General features: G+C 64.8%; 14 protein-coding genes. 13 read left to right on the top strand and 1 reads right to left on the bottom strand.

Going from position 1 to position 13233, the window contains the following annotated elements:
- Positions 1–62: 62 nt before the first annotated feature.
- The 6 genes from NFH97_RS06260 (at position 63) to NFH97_RS06235 (ending at position 4941) form a co-directional block, all read left to right on the top strand.
- Positions 63–890, top strand: coding sequence for a 3-oxoadipate:acetyl-CoA acetyltransferase (locus NFH97_RS06260; RefSeq protein ID WP_124804970.1), 828 nt, complete (start codon positions 63–65; stop codon positions 888–890).
- A gap of 458 nt (positions 891–1348) precedes the next feature.
- Positions 1349–1786 (top strand): hypothetical protein, encoded by a 438-nt coding sequence (locus NFH97_RS06255; protein WP_045991427.1) that lies wholly within the window; start codon positions 1349–1351, stop codon positions 1784–1786.
- A gap of 28 nt (positions 1787–1814) precedes the next feature.
- Positions 1815–2795 carry a pca operon transcription factor PcaQ gene (gene pcaQ / locus NFH97_RS06250; protein ID WP_287163351.1) on the top strand — a complete coding sequence of 327 codons (981 nt, stop codon included), beginning with the start codon at positions 1815–1817 and terminating at the stop codon, positions 2793–2795.
- A 214-nt stretch (positions 2796–3009) separates the two neighbouring features.
- Positions 3010–3747 (top strand): protocatechuate 3,4-dioxygenase subunit beta, encoded by a 738-nt coding sequence (pcaH, locus tag NFH97_RS06245; protein WP_287163350.1) that lies wholly within the window; start codon positions 3010–3012, stop codon positions 3745–3747.
- A 62-nt stretch (positions 3748–3809) separates the two neighbouring features.
- Entirely contained in the window at positions 3810–4448 is a 639-nt protein-coding gene (gene pcaG, locus NFH97_RS06240; protein ID WP_083970203.1) for a protocatechuate 3,4-dioxygenase subunit alpha, read from the top strand.
- A 130-nt stretch (positions 4449–4578) separates the two neighbouring features.
- Positions 4579–4941, top strand: coding sequence for a RidA family protein (locus tag NFH97_RS06235; RefSeq protein WP_108131173.1), 363 nt, complete (start codon positions 4579–4581; stop codon positions 4939–4941).
- A 61-nt stretch (positions 4942–5002) separates the two neighbouring features.
- Here the strand turns inward: NFH97_RS06235 and NFH97_RS06230 are convergent, their stop codons facing one another.
- Entirely contained in the window at positions 5003–5905 is a 903-nt protein-coding gene (locus NFH97_RS06230; protein WP_045991431.1) for a LysR family transcriptional regulator, read from the bottom strand.
- 274 nt (positions 5906–6179) lie between these two features.
- Here NFH97_RS06230 and NFH97_RS06225 point away from each other — a divergent pair, with 274 nt between their 5' ends.
- From NFH97_RS06225 to NFH97_RS06195, 7 genes are all read left to right on the top strand, one after another.
- Complete coding sequence (locus tag NFH97_RS06225; RefSeq protein ID WP_124804967.1) at positions 6180–7298, top strand: muconate/chloromuconate family cycloisomerase; 1119 nt, start codon at positions 6180–6182, stop codon at positions 7296–7298.
- A gap of 75 nt (positions 7299–7373) precedes the next feature.
- Positions 7374–7664: a muconolactone Delta-isomerase gene (catC, locus tag NFH97_RS06220; protein ID WP_045991433.1), complete on the top strand. Its 291-nt coding sequence runs from the start codon at positions 7374–7376 to the stop codon at positions 7662–7664.
- 106 nt (positions 7665–7770) lie between these two features.
- Positions 7771–8730 carry a catechol 1,2-dioxygenase gene (gene catA / locus NFH97_RS06215; protein ID WP_108131175.1) on the top strand — a complete coding sequence of 320 codons (960 nt, stop codon included), beginning with the start codon at positions 7771–7773 and terminating at the stop codon, positions 8728–8730.
- 166 nt (positions 8731–8896) lie between these two features.
- Positions 8897–10264, top strand: coding sequence for a Rieske 2Fe-2S domain-containing protein (locus NFH97_RS06210; RefSeq protein WP_287163349.1), 1368 nt, complete (start codon positions 8897–8899; stop codon positions 10262–10264).
- A gap of 23 nt (positions 10265–10287) precedes the next feature.
- Entirely contained in the window at positions 10288–10776 is a 489-nt protein-coding gene (benB, locus tag NFH97_RS06205) for a benzoate 1,2-dioxygenase small subunit (protein WP_108131177.1), read from the top strand.
- 20 nt (positions 10777–10796) lie between these two features.
- On the top strand, positions 10797–11816 hold the full coding sequence (gene benC, locus NFH97_RS06200; protein WP_287163348.1) for a benzoate 1,2-dioxygenase electron transfer component BenC: 1020 nt from the start codon (positions 10797–10799) through the stop codon (positions 11814–11816).
- A gap of 138 nt (positions 11817–11954) precedes the next feature.
- Entirely contained in the window at positions 11955–13226 is a 1272-nt protein-coding gene (locus NFH97_RS06195; protein ID WP_349624551.1) for an ABC transporter substrate-binding protein, read from the top strand.
- Positions 13227–13233: the final 7 nt, after the last annotated feature.

The raw sequence follows: 13233 nt of genomic DNA, 5'->3' as shown, positions 1-13233 counted from the left end.
CGTCGTGGGGCTGCTCGTCTTGGTTTTCCCTATCTTAGCGTTTCGATAACAAGAGAGGACTCATGTCTACTCCCTGCATCATCTGTGTCGCCATCACTGGCAGCGTGGGCCGCAAGGAACATAATCCGGCCATTCCCGTGACCATCGAAGAGCAAGTCGAAAGCACCCAGGCGGCCTTCGAGGCGGGAGCCGCCATCGCCCATTGTCATGTGCGTAACGACGATCAGTCGCCCACGTCGGATCCGGAGAAGTTTGCCAGGCTGATGGAAGGCCTGAAGACCCATTGCCCGGGCATGATCATCCAGCTTTCCACCGGCGGTCGCTCCGGGGCCGGAGAGGCGCGCGGCGGCATGCTACGTCTCAAGCCCGATATGGCAAGCCTCTCGGTGGGCTCCAATAACTTCCCCAACCGCGTCTACGAGAATCCGCCCCAGCTGGTGGAGTGGCTCGCCGACGAAATGCTCAAGTACGACGTCAAGCCCGAGATCGAAGCGTTCGACCTGTCGCATATCCATCAGGCGGTGGCGCTGTCGAAACAAGGCAAACTCAAGGGGCCGCTTTACGTCCAGTTCGTCATGGGCGTCAAGAACGCCATGCCGGTGGACAAGCCCACCCTCGACTTCTACGTCGAAACGCTGAATCGGCTCGCACCGGACGCCCAGTGGTGCGGCGCCGGGATCGGGCCCAACCAGGCCCTGCTCAACGAGTGGTCGATCGCTGCGGGCGGGCATACCCGCACCGGGCTCGAGGATAACGTGCGCCTCGATCGTCATACCCTGGCTCCCTCCAATGCGGCCCTGGTCGAGCGCGTCGTGACCCTGTGCGAGAAGTACGAGCGGCCGGTGGCCACCTGGCAGCAGGCCCGCCGGATGCTCGACCTGACTGAATGATCGGGAGGCATCTTCAGCCTTTGGAAGGCTGGCGCTCTCGGACTGGAACATCCGCCATAGCTGGCGATGACCGTCTGGGCTGCTTCCCCATCGGTTCGTCTGTTGCTGATCGAGAAGCGCCTGTATCGGGGGCTCAGGCTCCCTGAAGGGCATGCGCCGGGCCTGGCTAAGGAACTGGGCTGGGGAAGCGGCGAATCATCGGCATAAGGGACATGGTTTGCCGCTTGGGGTAAAAGAGTGGTAAATAGCTGACTCACGGAGCACAGAATCCTCCAGGCAGGCAGCAATGCTTCCTGCCCGTTGGTGACTTGCCATGCCATAGGTGGCAGGGCAACCCTGCTGCTCCATTCGTGGATCCTCGGTCAGTTGCTAGACTTGGCAAAAGGAGAAGGAGAGGATTCCGTCAGGCAGGGAGTGCCCGATGCATGCCCGTTTCGGCAGCAAGAGGTCAACTATTGATGTGGTTCAAGACGTTTGTGGCGATACTGCTCGGCACCTTGATGGCGAATACGGCGTCGGCAGAGTGGCGCTACACCCAGGCCCACCAGATGTTCGGCGACGCCCCGGCGGCGCGAGTCGATGATGGCAGCGGTCATTCTCTGGCACTGGTGTGCTGGAACGGTGTGCCCATGGTATCGGTGGCCGGTTATGCCTCCCAGATGGGCGCCGATCGGCGCAAGCCGCTGGAGGTGCTGGTGGACGGCATCGGGTATCGCCTGGAGTCACGCCACTCCCCCCACGACGGCGTGTGGTTCGCCCCGTCTCCCCTCGGTTTGACCAAGACCCTGCAAGGCGGCAACGTGGCGGTGGTCACACCCCAGGATACCCGTCCCTCACGCTTCCCGCTGAGTGGCGCCGACGAGCCCATCGAGCGCGTGCTGGCGGCCTGTCGCTAGCGCTGTCGGCGTGGTGGAGGCTGACGAGGTGCCACGCCACGGCGCCACGCTGGACACCCGTCACGTCGCCAGATCGCAGGCCACCATGCTCAATCATCGTATCAAGCTGCGCCATCTCAACGCCTTCCTCGAGGTGTCGCGCAGCCGCAGCTTCGCCCGTGCCGCCGATGCCCTGGCGATCACCCAGCCGGGCATCTCCAAGGCCATCCGTGAACTCGAGGAGATCGTTGGCGCCAGCCTGTTCGAGCGTAGCGCCCAGGGCGTCAGTCTGACCCAGGCGGGACTCACCCTGTTGCGCCACGCGGGGCCTGCGCTGCGCGCCCTGGAAGAGGGCGTGGTGGCGCTGGCCGACGGCCATGGTGGGCAGCGTTGGCTCAGGGTCGGGGCGCTGTCGACGGTGGAATCGCGGCTGCTGCCGGCGGCGATTCAGCACTTCCAGGCCTCGCCGCTGGGCCAGGAGACCAGCGTGACCGTGACCACCGGCGCCAGCGCCTTTCTGCTGTCGCGGCTGGCGCTGGGTGAGCTCGACGTGGTGGTGGGGCGTATGACCGAAGCCCGCGAGATTCGTGACCTGGCCTTCGAACATCTCTACTACGAATCGCTGCGGCTGGTGGTGCGCCAGGGGCATCCGCTGGCCACCGCCTCGCCCTGTCCTCCCGAGGTCCTGAGCGACTACCCCTGGGCCGTGCCTCCCCCTCAGACCACCTTGCGTCAGCGGGTCGACAGCTTCTGTGTGCGTCACGCCATCAGTTTGCCCGCGCCCTGTCTGGAGACCCTGTCGCTGCCGGTCAGCCGGCGCTTCACACTGGACACCGATGCCATCTGGGTGGCGCCCTTCGAGGCGGTGGCCGAGGATCTGGAAAGCGGCCAGCTGGTCGAGCTGGCACTGTCCTTCGAGCACCAGGGTGGCTCGGTAGGGCTGTGTACCAACACCTCTTTGAGCCCCAGCCTGGCGCTGGAAGGCTTCGCCGAGTCGCTGCGCCAGGCCGCCGCGGCAAGACCCCAGTAGCGGCGCCGAAATATCCGGGGGCGAAGCAGCAGGCCAGTACGTACTCGTTCCTGCGATCCGACGCCCCGCGACCCGGTCATCATAACCCCTGGGTTATGACGACCGGCCAAGGTCTCAATTGGCTCCCCGGGCTTGGCTGGTCACACTGCTGTCATCGCCTCGTGTCTCGAGGCGCGTGTGAACAACCAACAATCACGCCAGGACCTCTTCCCCCATGACCCTCAATCGGAACCTCAATCGTCGCTTCGTCGAGCGGGATCGCCAGTGGCACCCCGCCGCCTACACCCCCGGCTACAAGACCTCGGTGCCGCGCTCCCCCTCCCAGGCGCTGGTCAGCCTCCAGACCCCCAGCGTGTCGGAACTCACCGGCCCCGAGTTTAGCCGCCTGCGCATCGGACCCCATGACAACGACCTGCTGTTGAACTTCCGCGATGCCGATAGCCCCGGTCTGCCGGTGGGGGAGCGGGTGATCATGTTCGGCCGGGTCGTCGACCAGTTCGGCAAGCCGGTGCCGCAGACTCTGGTAGAGATGTGGCAGGCCAATGCCGGTGGCCGCTATCGCCACAAGAAGGACAGCTATCTGGCCCCGCTGGACCCCAACTTCGGCGGCGTCGGGCGCTGTCTCACCGACGACGATGGCTGGTACCACTTCCGCACCATCAAGCCCGGCCCCTATCCCTGGCCCAATGGCATCAACACCTGGCGCCCGGCGCACATTCATGTGAGCGTCATGGGCCCGGCCATCTCCACCCGGTTGATCACCCAGATGTACTTCGAGGGTGACCCGCTGATTCCGATCTGCCCCATCGTCCAGACCCTGAAGGACGAGGAGGCCGTGGGCACCATGATCGGTCGACTCGACATGGCCCGCTCGCGTCCCATGGACGCCCTGGCCTACCGCTTCGACCTGGTGGTGCGTGGCGAACTGCAGACCTATTTCGAGAATCAGTGAACAAGAACAGGAACAACAGGTGCCGTGGTGCCCGAGTCGGCCCACGGCAGCGAGGAGACCTCATGCAACAGCCAAACCTTACCCCCACCGCGAACCTGATGCTGCGCGAGACCGCGTCCCAGACCGCCGGCCCCTACGTGCACATCGGCCTGGCGCTGGCCGTCGCCGGCCTGCCCGAGCGCGACGAGGAGATCTGGAACGAACTGGCCAAGGATAACGCCGAAGGCGAGCGTATCGAGGTGGCAGGACGGGTCATCGACGGCAACGGCGACCTGGTCCGCGACGCCCTGCTGGAGGCCTGGCAGGCCGACGCCAATGGTGACTATCAGACGGCGTTCGACCTCAAGGCGCCGTTCAACAGCTTCGGGCGTACCGCGACCACCGCCGAGGGCAACAGCGAGTGGCGCTTTGTGACCGTCAAGCCCGGCGCCATCGCTCGGCCCGACGGTCGCACCATGGCCCCGCACATCAACCTGACGATCTTTGCCCGGGGCGTGAACCTGCATCTGCAGACCCGGCTCTACTTCGATGACGAGCACAAAGCCAATGCCGGCTGTCCGGTGCTGGGTGCGATCGAGTCGCCGGCCCGGCGCCAGACGCTGATCGCCCGGCGTGAAGAGGGCGGGGAAGGCGGCCTGCCACGCTATCGTCTGGATATCGTGCTGCAGGGTGAGGGAGAGACGGTGTTCTTCGACTTCTGATCGCGTTCGCCTGACCACACGGACGTCGCGGCGTGAACCGCGACGTCCGTGTCGCTATTTGCCCGCGTTTGCACCGACGCTTCCATGGCCTATGCTAGCGGTCTTTCCCGCCCTGGCTTCGAGGCCCCCCATGGATATCCACCGCATCAACCCCACCCCCCGCTGGTCCGACATCACCGTGTTCAACGGCATGGCCCACTTCGTCGAAGTCGCCGAGGCGGACACCCGCGCCGATATCACCGGCCAGGTGGAGCAGATCTTCGAACAGGCCGAGGAGTCGCTGGCCAAGGTGGCCAGCGACAAGACACGGATCATCTCGGTGACCATCTACCTGACCGACTTTGCCCACTTCGATGCCCTGAACGTCGCCTGGGAGGCCTGGTTCGAGCCCGGCACCGCTCCCAGCCGCGCCTGCGTCAAGGCCGAGCTTGCCAACCCCGAACTGCTGGTCGAGATGGCCTTCGTGGCCGCGGCGGGGGAAGAGTTTCGCTAACACCGCAGCGCTATCAACGCGCCGCAGGCAGGGCCCTGGCCCTGCCGCCCCTCGATATGTTTCACGGGTACTTGCCCGTCCGACGATTCTCCACCAGCACCTCAAGGATGGCGTTGGCCGCCTGCATGGTCGCGCTGGGCGTCTCTCCCCGGCGCCGGCTGCAGACGATCGGTGAAGTTATGTGCTTCTCCGCCAGGTACAGGTAGCGAATGCCATCGCGGTTCTGTCGCTTGACCTGCTCCGGCACCAGGGTGATGCCGAAGTCCGACACCACCAGGCCCAGCGCCGTCTGCATCTCGTTGGCCTCCTGCACCACCGTGACCTTGAGCCCCCGGCGGCGAAACAGCCCCAGCACCAGGTCGGCAAGGCTCGGGCGCGGGCTCGCCGGATACAGCACCAGCGGGTAGCGGGCGAGCTCCTCCATGGTCGGGGTGGTGCCCACCAGCGGGTGGCCCTCCGGCACCGCCGCCATCATCGGTTCCTCGAACAGCACCTCCTGTTCCACGTCGGGATCGTCGATCCTCAGGCGTCCGAAGCCGATATCGATACGTCCTGCCTTGAGCGCCTGCACCTGCTCCACCGTGGTCAATTCGGCCAGGGTCAGCTCCACCTCGTCCTTTTGTCGCAACTCGCGCACCAGCAGCGGCAGCTGGCCGTAAAACAGCGAGGGCACAAAGCCGATACCGAACATTTCCTTGTGGCTTCGAGACATACGGCGTACCGCCGCCACCGTGGTATCGAGCTTCTCGAGCATCTGCAGGGCATGCTCATGGAAGAACTTGCCGGTGGGCGTCAGGGTCAGCCCTCGGGGACCACGAATGAATAGCTGGGCCCCCAATTCTTCCTCCAACTGATTGATCTGCCGGGTCAAAGGGGGCTGCGCCATATGCAGCCTGGCGGCCGCCCGGGTGATGTTCAGCTCTTCCGCTGCGGCACAGAAATAGCGCAGGTGTCGAAGCTCCATGATACCTCCAGGGTATTGCGATCTACCCAGACCATATTGGTTGTGCCCCTCAAAGACAATCACACTGCACTCAATCGCCGGATCAAGCGCCTTTCCGCCGTAGGTCTCTTCCGATGTCGATGGCAGTGGTGCTTCGCAGCGTAAGAGAAATCTTACCAAGGTATGGCTTGATCGCTTACGAGTCGCCGAGGCTTACAGCGCTTGCGGCTTTCCTCATCACCCAGATCGCCAGCCCGTGGATGACAACGAGCTGATGGTAATCGCCGGAGCCACCATGACCGCCCTGATCGAAAGCGTCGAGACCCTGCTGGTCGACCTGCCCACCATCCGACCGCACAAGCTGTCGATGGCCACCATGGCCACCCAGACGCTGGTGATCGTACGCCTCAAGTGCGCAGACGGTATCGAAGGCATCGGCGAGGCCACCACCATCGGCGGCCTGGCCTATGGCCCGGAAAGCCCGGAGAGCATGAAGGTCAACATCGACACCTACCTGGCGCCGGCGCTGGTCGGCCTGGCGGCGGACAACGTCAACCTCGCCATGGCCCGGCTCGACAAGCTGGCCAAGGGTAACGTCATCGCCAAGTCGGCGCTCGAGACCGCGCTGCTGGATGCCCAGGGCAAGCGTCTCGGCGTGCCCCTGGCGACACTGCTGGGCGGCGCCCGCCACGATCACCTGCCGGTGCTGTGGACGCTGGCCAGTGGCGATACCGACAAGGATATCGAGGAGGCCAGAAAGCGCCTCGAGCAGCGTCGCCATCGTGACTTCAAGCTCAAGATCGGCGCCAACGAGGTGGATCACGACGTGCGCCACGTTGCCGCCATCAAGGCCGCCCTGGGGGATCGCGCCAGCGTCAGGGTCGACGTCAACCAGGCCTGGGATGAAGCCACCGCGGTGCGCGCCATCGCTGCCCTCGAGGAGGCCGGGGTCGACTTGATCGAGCAACCGATTCCGGCCCACGAGCGGGCAGGACTGGCGCGGCTGGCCAATCGCTTCGAGGTCACCATGCTGGCCGACGAAGGCGTCCAGGACCTGCGCTGCGGGCTGGCGCTGATTGAGTCCGGCTTCAGCGGCGCCTTCGCCCTGAAGATCGCCAAGAGCGCCGGGCCGCGCGGCGCGCTGCGCCTGGCCCACCTGGCCGACGCCGGGGGCATTGGCCTCTACGGCGGCACCATGCTCGAGGGCACCATCGGTACCGCCGCTTCGCTGCACGCCTGGGCGACCCTGCCCGAGATGGCCTGGGGCACCGAGATGTTCGGCCCCTTGCTGTTGACCGATGACATCGTCACCACCCCCCTGCGCTACGACGACTTTGGCGTGGCGCTGCCGCAAGGCCCGGGACTCGGGCTCGAACTGGATCACGACAAGCTGCGCGAGTACGCACGCAGCTGAGCGACATCGCCATCAGACCGGCCGCGCGAGCCTCCAGGGCTGCATCGACGGCCCCCGATCGAGAGGAGAACGAAGATGCTGTTTCAGGTGGAAATGACCGTCAAGCTGCCGCCGGATATGGCGCCGGAGCGCGCCGCCGAGATCAAGGCCCGCGAGAAGGACTACGCCCAGGAGCTGCAGCGCTCCGGCAAGTGGCGCCATCTGTGGCGGGTGGCCGGCAGCTATTCCAACGTCAGCGTGTTCGACGTGGCCGACAACGCCGAGCTGCAGGAGCTGGTATCGAACCTGCCGCTGTTTCCCTACATGGAGATCCGCGTCAAGCCGCTGTGCCGCCACCCGTCCTCGATCCGCGATGACGACAGCTAGGGTCAGCCCCTGGCCAGCCAGACGTCGGGGCAGCGCGCATCGCCAGGCCCCGGCCAGTACCGCCAACAACGATAACGACAAGTACGCCACACCTGAGGACCGCCAGATGAACAGTCTCAATCCCACCACCAAGTCAGTGCGCATCTTCGACACCCCGGAGGTACAGGACTTCCTCAATACCGTCGCCGGCTTCGACAAGACCGAAGGCAACGAGCGGGCCAAGGAAATCCTGCACCGTCTGCTGTCGGACCTGTACAAGCTGATCGATGACTTCGACGTCACCCCGGAAGAATTCTGGCAGGGCGTCAGCGTGCTCAACGCGCTCGGCGCCGAGACCCAGTACGGCCTGCTGGCCCCGGGTCTGGGCTTCGACCACTACCTCGACATGCGCATGGACGCCGAGGACGCCGCCCGCGGCCTTGCCGGGGGTACCCCGCGCACCATCGAGGGGCCCCTGTACGTCGCCGGTGCCCCGGAGTCCGAGGGCGAGGCGCGCCTGGACGACGGCTCGGACACCGACGCCGAGGCAATGTGGCTGACCGGTCAGGTACGCGATACCCAGGGCCAGCCGATCTCACGGGCCAAGGTCGAGATCTGGCACGCCGACAGCAAGGGCAACTACAGCTTCTTCGACCCGTCCCAGGCCGACTTCCACCTGCGTCGTACCATCTACACCGACGCCGATGGCCGCTATCGCGCGCGCAGCATCATCCCCTCCGGCTACGGTTGCCCCCCGGACAGCCCGACCCAGCAGGTGCTGGACCTGCTCGGTCGTCATGGCCAGCGACCGGCGCATATCCACTTCTTTATCTCGGCGCCCGGGTACAAGCACCTGACCACCCAGATCAACCTCGCCGGCGACCCCTACACCTACGACGACTTCGCCTTCGCCACCCGCGAGGAGCTGGTGGTGGACGCCAGGCGCATCGAGGACGCCAGCGAGGCCAGCGATCGTGGCCTCGAGGGGCCCTTCACCGAGGTGGTGTTCGACATCGAGCTTGCCGCCACCAGCGAGACCGAGCTGCAGCAGCGCCACAAGCGCCCCCGCGCCCTCGAAGACGGCTGAGCCGCCTGGACTCGCGACAACCCTGAACTAACCGCCGAGTTCCACGGGAGCCCCCGTGGTGGACAGCGCCGCGCCAAGCCACGCCTGCCCTACGGGCATGTTGCCCCAAAGGGTGGGCTGGGCGAGCGACTCGGAACAGCTGCCCGAATGAGAGAGGAGAACAACGATGAGCAATAAACTCGATCAGATCGAAGCCCGCGTGCGTGGTGCCGTCGAGGATGACCCCGAACAGGGCGTCTTTCGCTGCCACCGCAGCATGTTCACCGACCCCGAGTTCTTCGAGCTCGAGATGAAGCACATCTTCGAGGGCAACTGGCTGTTCATGGCCCACGAGAGCCAGATCGCCGAGCCCGGTGACTACTTCACCCTGAACATGGGGCGCCAGCCGGTGGTCATCACCCGCGACAAGGAGGGTGAACTTCACGCCCTGATCAACGCCTGCGCCCACCGCGGTGCCACCCTCTGCCGTCGCAAGCAGGGCAACAAGGGCACCTTCACCTGTCCCTTCCACGGCTGGACCTTCAAGAACGACGGCCGTCTGCTCAAGGCCAAGAACGAGAAGGCCGGCGCCTACCCGGACGCCTTCAAGCAGGACGGCTCCCACGACCTCAAACGCCTGCCGAAATTCGCCAATTACAAGGGCTTCCTGTTCGGCAGCCTGAGCGACGACGTCATGCCCATCGAGGAGTACCTGGGCGAGACCATGAAGGTCATCGACAACATCGTCGACCAGGCCCCGGAAGGCCTCGAGATCCTGCGTGGCACCTCGTCCTACACCTACACCGGCAACTGGAAACTGCAGGCCGAGAACGGCGCCGACGGCTACCACGTCAGCACCGTGCACTGGAACTACGCCTCCACCATGGACCGTCGCAACTACGACGAAGGCGGCACCAAGGCGGTGGACGCCGACGGCTGGTCCAAGTCCAAGGGCGGTTTCTACTCCTACGAGAACGGCCACATGATGCTGTGGACCCGGCTGCTCAATCCCGAGGTGCGTCCGGTCTACGAGCACAAGGAGCGCATCGAGAAGGAGCTGGGCGAGGCCCGCGCCGACAACATCGTCAACCAGACCCGCAACCTGTGTCTGTACCCCAACGTCTATCTGATGGACCAGTTCTCGACCCAGATTCGGGTGCTGCGTCCGCTGGCGGTGGATCGTACCGAGGTCACCATCTACTGCTTCGCGCCCAGGGGTGAATCGGCGGAGAACCGTCGCGTGCGCATCCGCCAGTACGAGGACTTCTTCAACGTCAGCGGCATGGGCACGCCGGATGATCTGGAAGAGTTTCGCGGCTGCCAGAACGGCTACAACGGTGCCCTGGCCGAGTGGAATGACCTGTCGCGTGGCGCCAAGCAGTGGATCGATGGTCCCGACGAAGACGCCAGCGCCATCGACATGAAGCCGCTGAAGAGCGGTGCCTCGCCGGAGGACGAAGGCCTCTACGTGCTGCACCACCAGCACTGGGTCGAGGAAATGCTGCGCGCCATCGACAAGGAACGCAGCCAGTTCATCGCCACGGCCTCAGCCTGAATCCTGCGGAAAGGAGACGAATCATGAGCATCAGCTATCACGACATCCAGGCCTTTCTTTATCGCGAAGCACGCCTTCTGGACGAACGCGAGTGGGACGAGTGGCTGACCCTGTACCACAAGAAGGCCGAGTTCTGGATGCCCTGCTGGGACGACGACGACACCCTGACCGGCGACCCGAACAGCGAGATTTCGCTGATCTACTACCCCAATCGGGAAGGGCTCGAAGATCGCGTCTATCGGATCAAGACCGAGCGCAGTGGCGCCAGCACGCCGGAGCCGCGCACCACCCACCAGATCACCAATATCGAGGTGATGAAGGAGGAGGGCGACAGCCTGGAGGTGCGCTTCAACTGGCACACCCTGAGCCACCGCTACAAGCAGACCGACAGCTACTTCGGGGTGTCTTTCTACACCCTGGACGTGTCCGGTGACAGCCCGCTTATCACGCGCAAGAAGGTGCAGCTCAATAACGATTATATCCACCAGGTCATCGACGTTTATCACATTTAAGTCGGTGAAGGAGAACGACCATGAGCTTCACCATCGCGCTCAACTTCGAAGACGGGGTGTCGCGCTTTATCGACTGCAACGAGGGCGAGACTGTCCTCGATGCGGCCTACCGCAACAAGGTCAATCTGCCGATGGACTGCTCCGACGGCGTCTGCGGCACCTGCAAGTGCCACTGCGACCAGGGCGAGTTCGAGCTGGGTGACGAGTACATCGATGAGGCGTTGTCCGACGAGGAGCTGCACGAGGGGCAGGTGCTGACCTGCCAGATGGTGCCGTCCTCTGACTGCGTGCTGTCGGTGCCGGTGGCCTCGACGATATGCAAGACCGAGGTCGACAGCCGTGCCTCCACGGTGGTCCACGTCGAACCCTTGTCCGAGGACTCCATCGAGCTTGCCATCGATATCGAAGGCGAGCCGCTGAACTTCCTGCCGGGGCAGTACGTGCACCTGGAGGTACCGGGCTGTGGTGAGCACAGAAGCTATTCGTTCAGCTCGCTGCCGGGGGGATCCCGCGCCAGCTTCCTGATCCGCAATGTGCCGGACGGGCTGATGAGCGGCTATCTGGCGGACAAGGCCAAGGCCGGTGACGCCATGGCGGTGACCGGCCCCATGGGCAGCTTCTACCTGCGCGCCATCCAGCGCCCGATCCTGATGCTGGCCGGCGGCACCGGGCTTGCTCCCTTCCTGTCGATGCTCAAGCAGCTTGCCGCGCTCGAGGCCCAGGGCGAGGGAGCAGGCCAGCCGATCCACATGATCTATGGCGTGACCAAGGACGATCACCTGGTCAAGTGCGAAGAACTCGACGCGGCGGTCGAGGCGCTGCCCGACTTCGACTACCTGACGGTGGTCGCCGACGAGGACAGCAGCCACGAGCGCAAGGGCTACGTCACCCATCACATGGACCCGCAGAAGCTGCATGACGGCGACGTCGACGTCTACCTGTGCGGCCCGCCGCCGATGGTGGACGCGGTGCTCAAGCACTTCGACCAGCAGGGCATCAAGCCGGCGAGCTTTCACTACGAAAAGTTCACGCCCAACTGACGCGTCCTGCCCGGAACCAGATCTGGCAAGGGAGACCTTTCGCCCTTGCCGACAACAGACAGCCGCAGGCCGGGGCTCCCTGTCGACCGAGAGCCCCGCAATCTCATAACGATAATCACAACCTGACGAGACATGATCATGGCCAAGCTCACTATCGATAAAAACCTCAACACCGATAACACGCCCACCACCGATAACACGTACAGCCGCCGCCAGGCTTCCCTGTCATCCCGGCGCCACAGCCCGCTTGCACGTTCGCTGCAGGCCGCGACCCTGGCGCTGGCCGGCGCCGCCCTGTCCACCCAGGCCCTGGCCGAGCACGACGTCAAGCTCGGGCTGATGCTGCCGTACTCCGGCACCTACGCGGCACTGGGCGAGTCCATCACCAATGGGCTGAAGCTCGCCATCGAGCAGGAGGGCGGCAGCCTCGGTGGTCATGGCGTCGAGTACGTGACCCTGGACTCCGAGGCCAACCCCTCCAAGGCGCCCCAGAACATGAGCCGCCTGGTCAAGGGTGATGGCGTCGACGTGGTCATCGGTCCGGTCCACTCCGGCGTCGCCATGGGCATGCTGCGGGTGGCCAAGCAGACCGGCGCCATCACCATCATTCCCAACGCCGGACTCGAGGCGGCCACCAACCAGCTGTGCATGTCCAACGTCTTTCGCACCTCGTTCAGCATGTGGCAGAACAGCTATCCCATGGGGCAGGTGGCCTATGATCAGGGCCATCGCAAGATCGTCACCATCACCTGGGACTACGCCGGCGGCAAGGAAGACCTGGCTGGCTTCGAGCAGGCCTTCACCGATGCCGGTGGCGAGATCGTCGAGCAGATCCTGGTGCCGTTTCCGAGCACCGAGTTCCAGACCTACCTGGCGCAGATCGCCAGCATCGCCCCTGACGCCGTCTACACCTTCTTCGCCGGTGGTGGCGGGGTCGGCTTCGTGCGGGACTACGCCGCCGCCGGGCTCAACGACAGCATTCCGCTGTATGGCTCGGGCTTCTTGACCGACGGCAACCTGGGGGCTTTGGGTGAGGCCGCCAACGGCGTACAGACCACCATGCACTACGCCGAGACCCTGGACACACCCCAGAACCAGGCCTTCGTCTCGGCCTACCAGGAGGCCTACGGCGAGGCCCCGGATACCTACGCGGTGCAGGGCTACGACGCCGGCAAGCTGCTGGCTCAGGCCTACGCCTCGATTGACGGCGAGCCGGACCGCGAGGCCTTGATCGCTGTGCTGGAAGCGGTGGAACTCGACAGCCCGCGCGGCCCGGTGAGCTTCTCGGCCTCCCACCATCCGATCCAGAACGTCTACCTGCGCGAGGTAAGGGACGGCGAGCACCACGTCACCTCGATCGCCAGCGAGCAGCTGGAAGTTCCCGACAGCGCCTGCCCGATGAAGAGCTGAGGCGACC

Source organism: Halomonas sp. SCS19, assembly GCF_040147015.1.
Classification (GTDB): Bacteria; Pseudomonadota; Gammaproteobacteria; order Pseudomonadales; family Halomonadaceae; genus Halomonas; species Halomonas litopenaei.
The sequence above is the reverse complement of the archived record's forward strand: the minus strand, read 5'-3'. Positions and strand labels throughout refer to the sequence as shown.

What these genes read in the sequence shown, in the direction of transcription:
- NFH97_RS06260 (WP_124804970.1), top strand. Translation starts at nt 63, where the DNA reads ATGTCTACTCCCTGCATCATCTGTGTCGCCATCACTGGCAGCGTGGGC.
- NFH97_RS06255 (WP_045991427.1), top strand. Translation starts at nt 1,349, where the DNA reads ATGTGGTTCAAGACGTTTGTGGCGATACTGCTCGGCACCTTGATGGCG.
- pcaH (WP_287163350.1), top strand. Translation starts at nt 3,010, where the DNA reads ATGACCCTCAATCGGAACCTCAATCGTCGCTTCGTCGAGCGGGATCGC.
- pcaG (WP_083970203.1), top strand. Translation starts at nt 3,810, where the DNA reads ATGCAACAGCCAAACCTTACCCCCACCGCGAACCTGATGCTGCGCGAG.
- NFH97_RS06235 (WP_108131173.1), top strand. Translation starts at nt 4,579, where the DNA reads ATGGATATCCACCGCATCAACCCCACCCCCCGCTGGTCCGACATCACC.
- NFH97_RS06230 (WP_045991431.1), bottom strand. Translation starts at nt 5,905, where the DNA reads ATGGAGCTTCGACACCTGCGCTATTTCTGTGCCGCAGCGGAAGAGCTG.
- NFH97_RS06225 (WP_124804967.1), top strand. Translation starts at nt 6,180, where the DNA reads ATGACCGCCCTGATCGAAAGCGTCGAGACCCTGCTGGTCGACCTGCCC.
- catC (WP_045991433.1), top strand. Translation starts at nt 7,374, where the DNA reads ATGCTGTTTCAGGTGGAAATGACCGTCAAGCTGCCGCCGGATATGGCG.
- catA (WP_108131175.1), top strand. Translation starts at nt 7,771, where the DNA reads ATGAACAGTCTCAATCCCACCACCAAGTCAGTGCGCATCTTCGACACC.
- NFH97_RS06210 (WP_287163349.1), top strand. Translation starts at nt 8,897, where the DNA reads ATGAGCAATAAACTCGATCAGATCGAAGCCCGCGTGCGTGGTGCCGTC.
- benB (WP_108131177.1), top strand. Translation starts at nt 10,288, where the DNA reads ATGAGCATCAGCTATCACGACATCCAGGCCTTTCTTTATCGCGAAGCA.
- benC (WP_287163348.1), top strand. Translation starts at nt 10,797, where the DNA reads ATGAGCTTCACCATCGCGCTCAACTTCGAAGACGGGGTGTCGCGCTTT.
- NFH97_RS06195 (WP_349624551.1), top strand. Translation starts at nt 11,955, where the DNA reads ATGGCCAAGCTCACTATCGATAAAAACCTCAACACCGATAACACGCCC.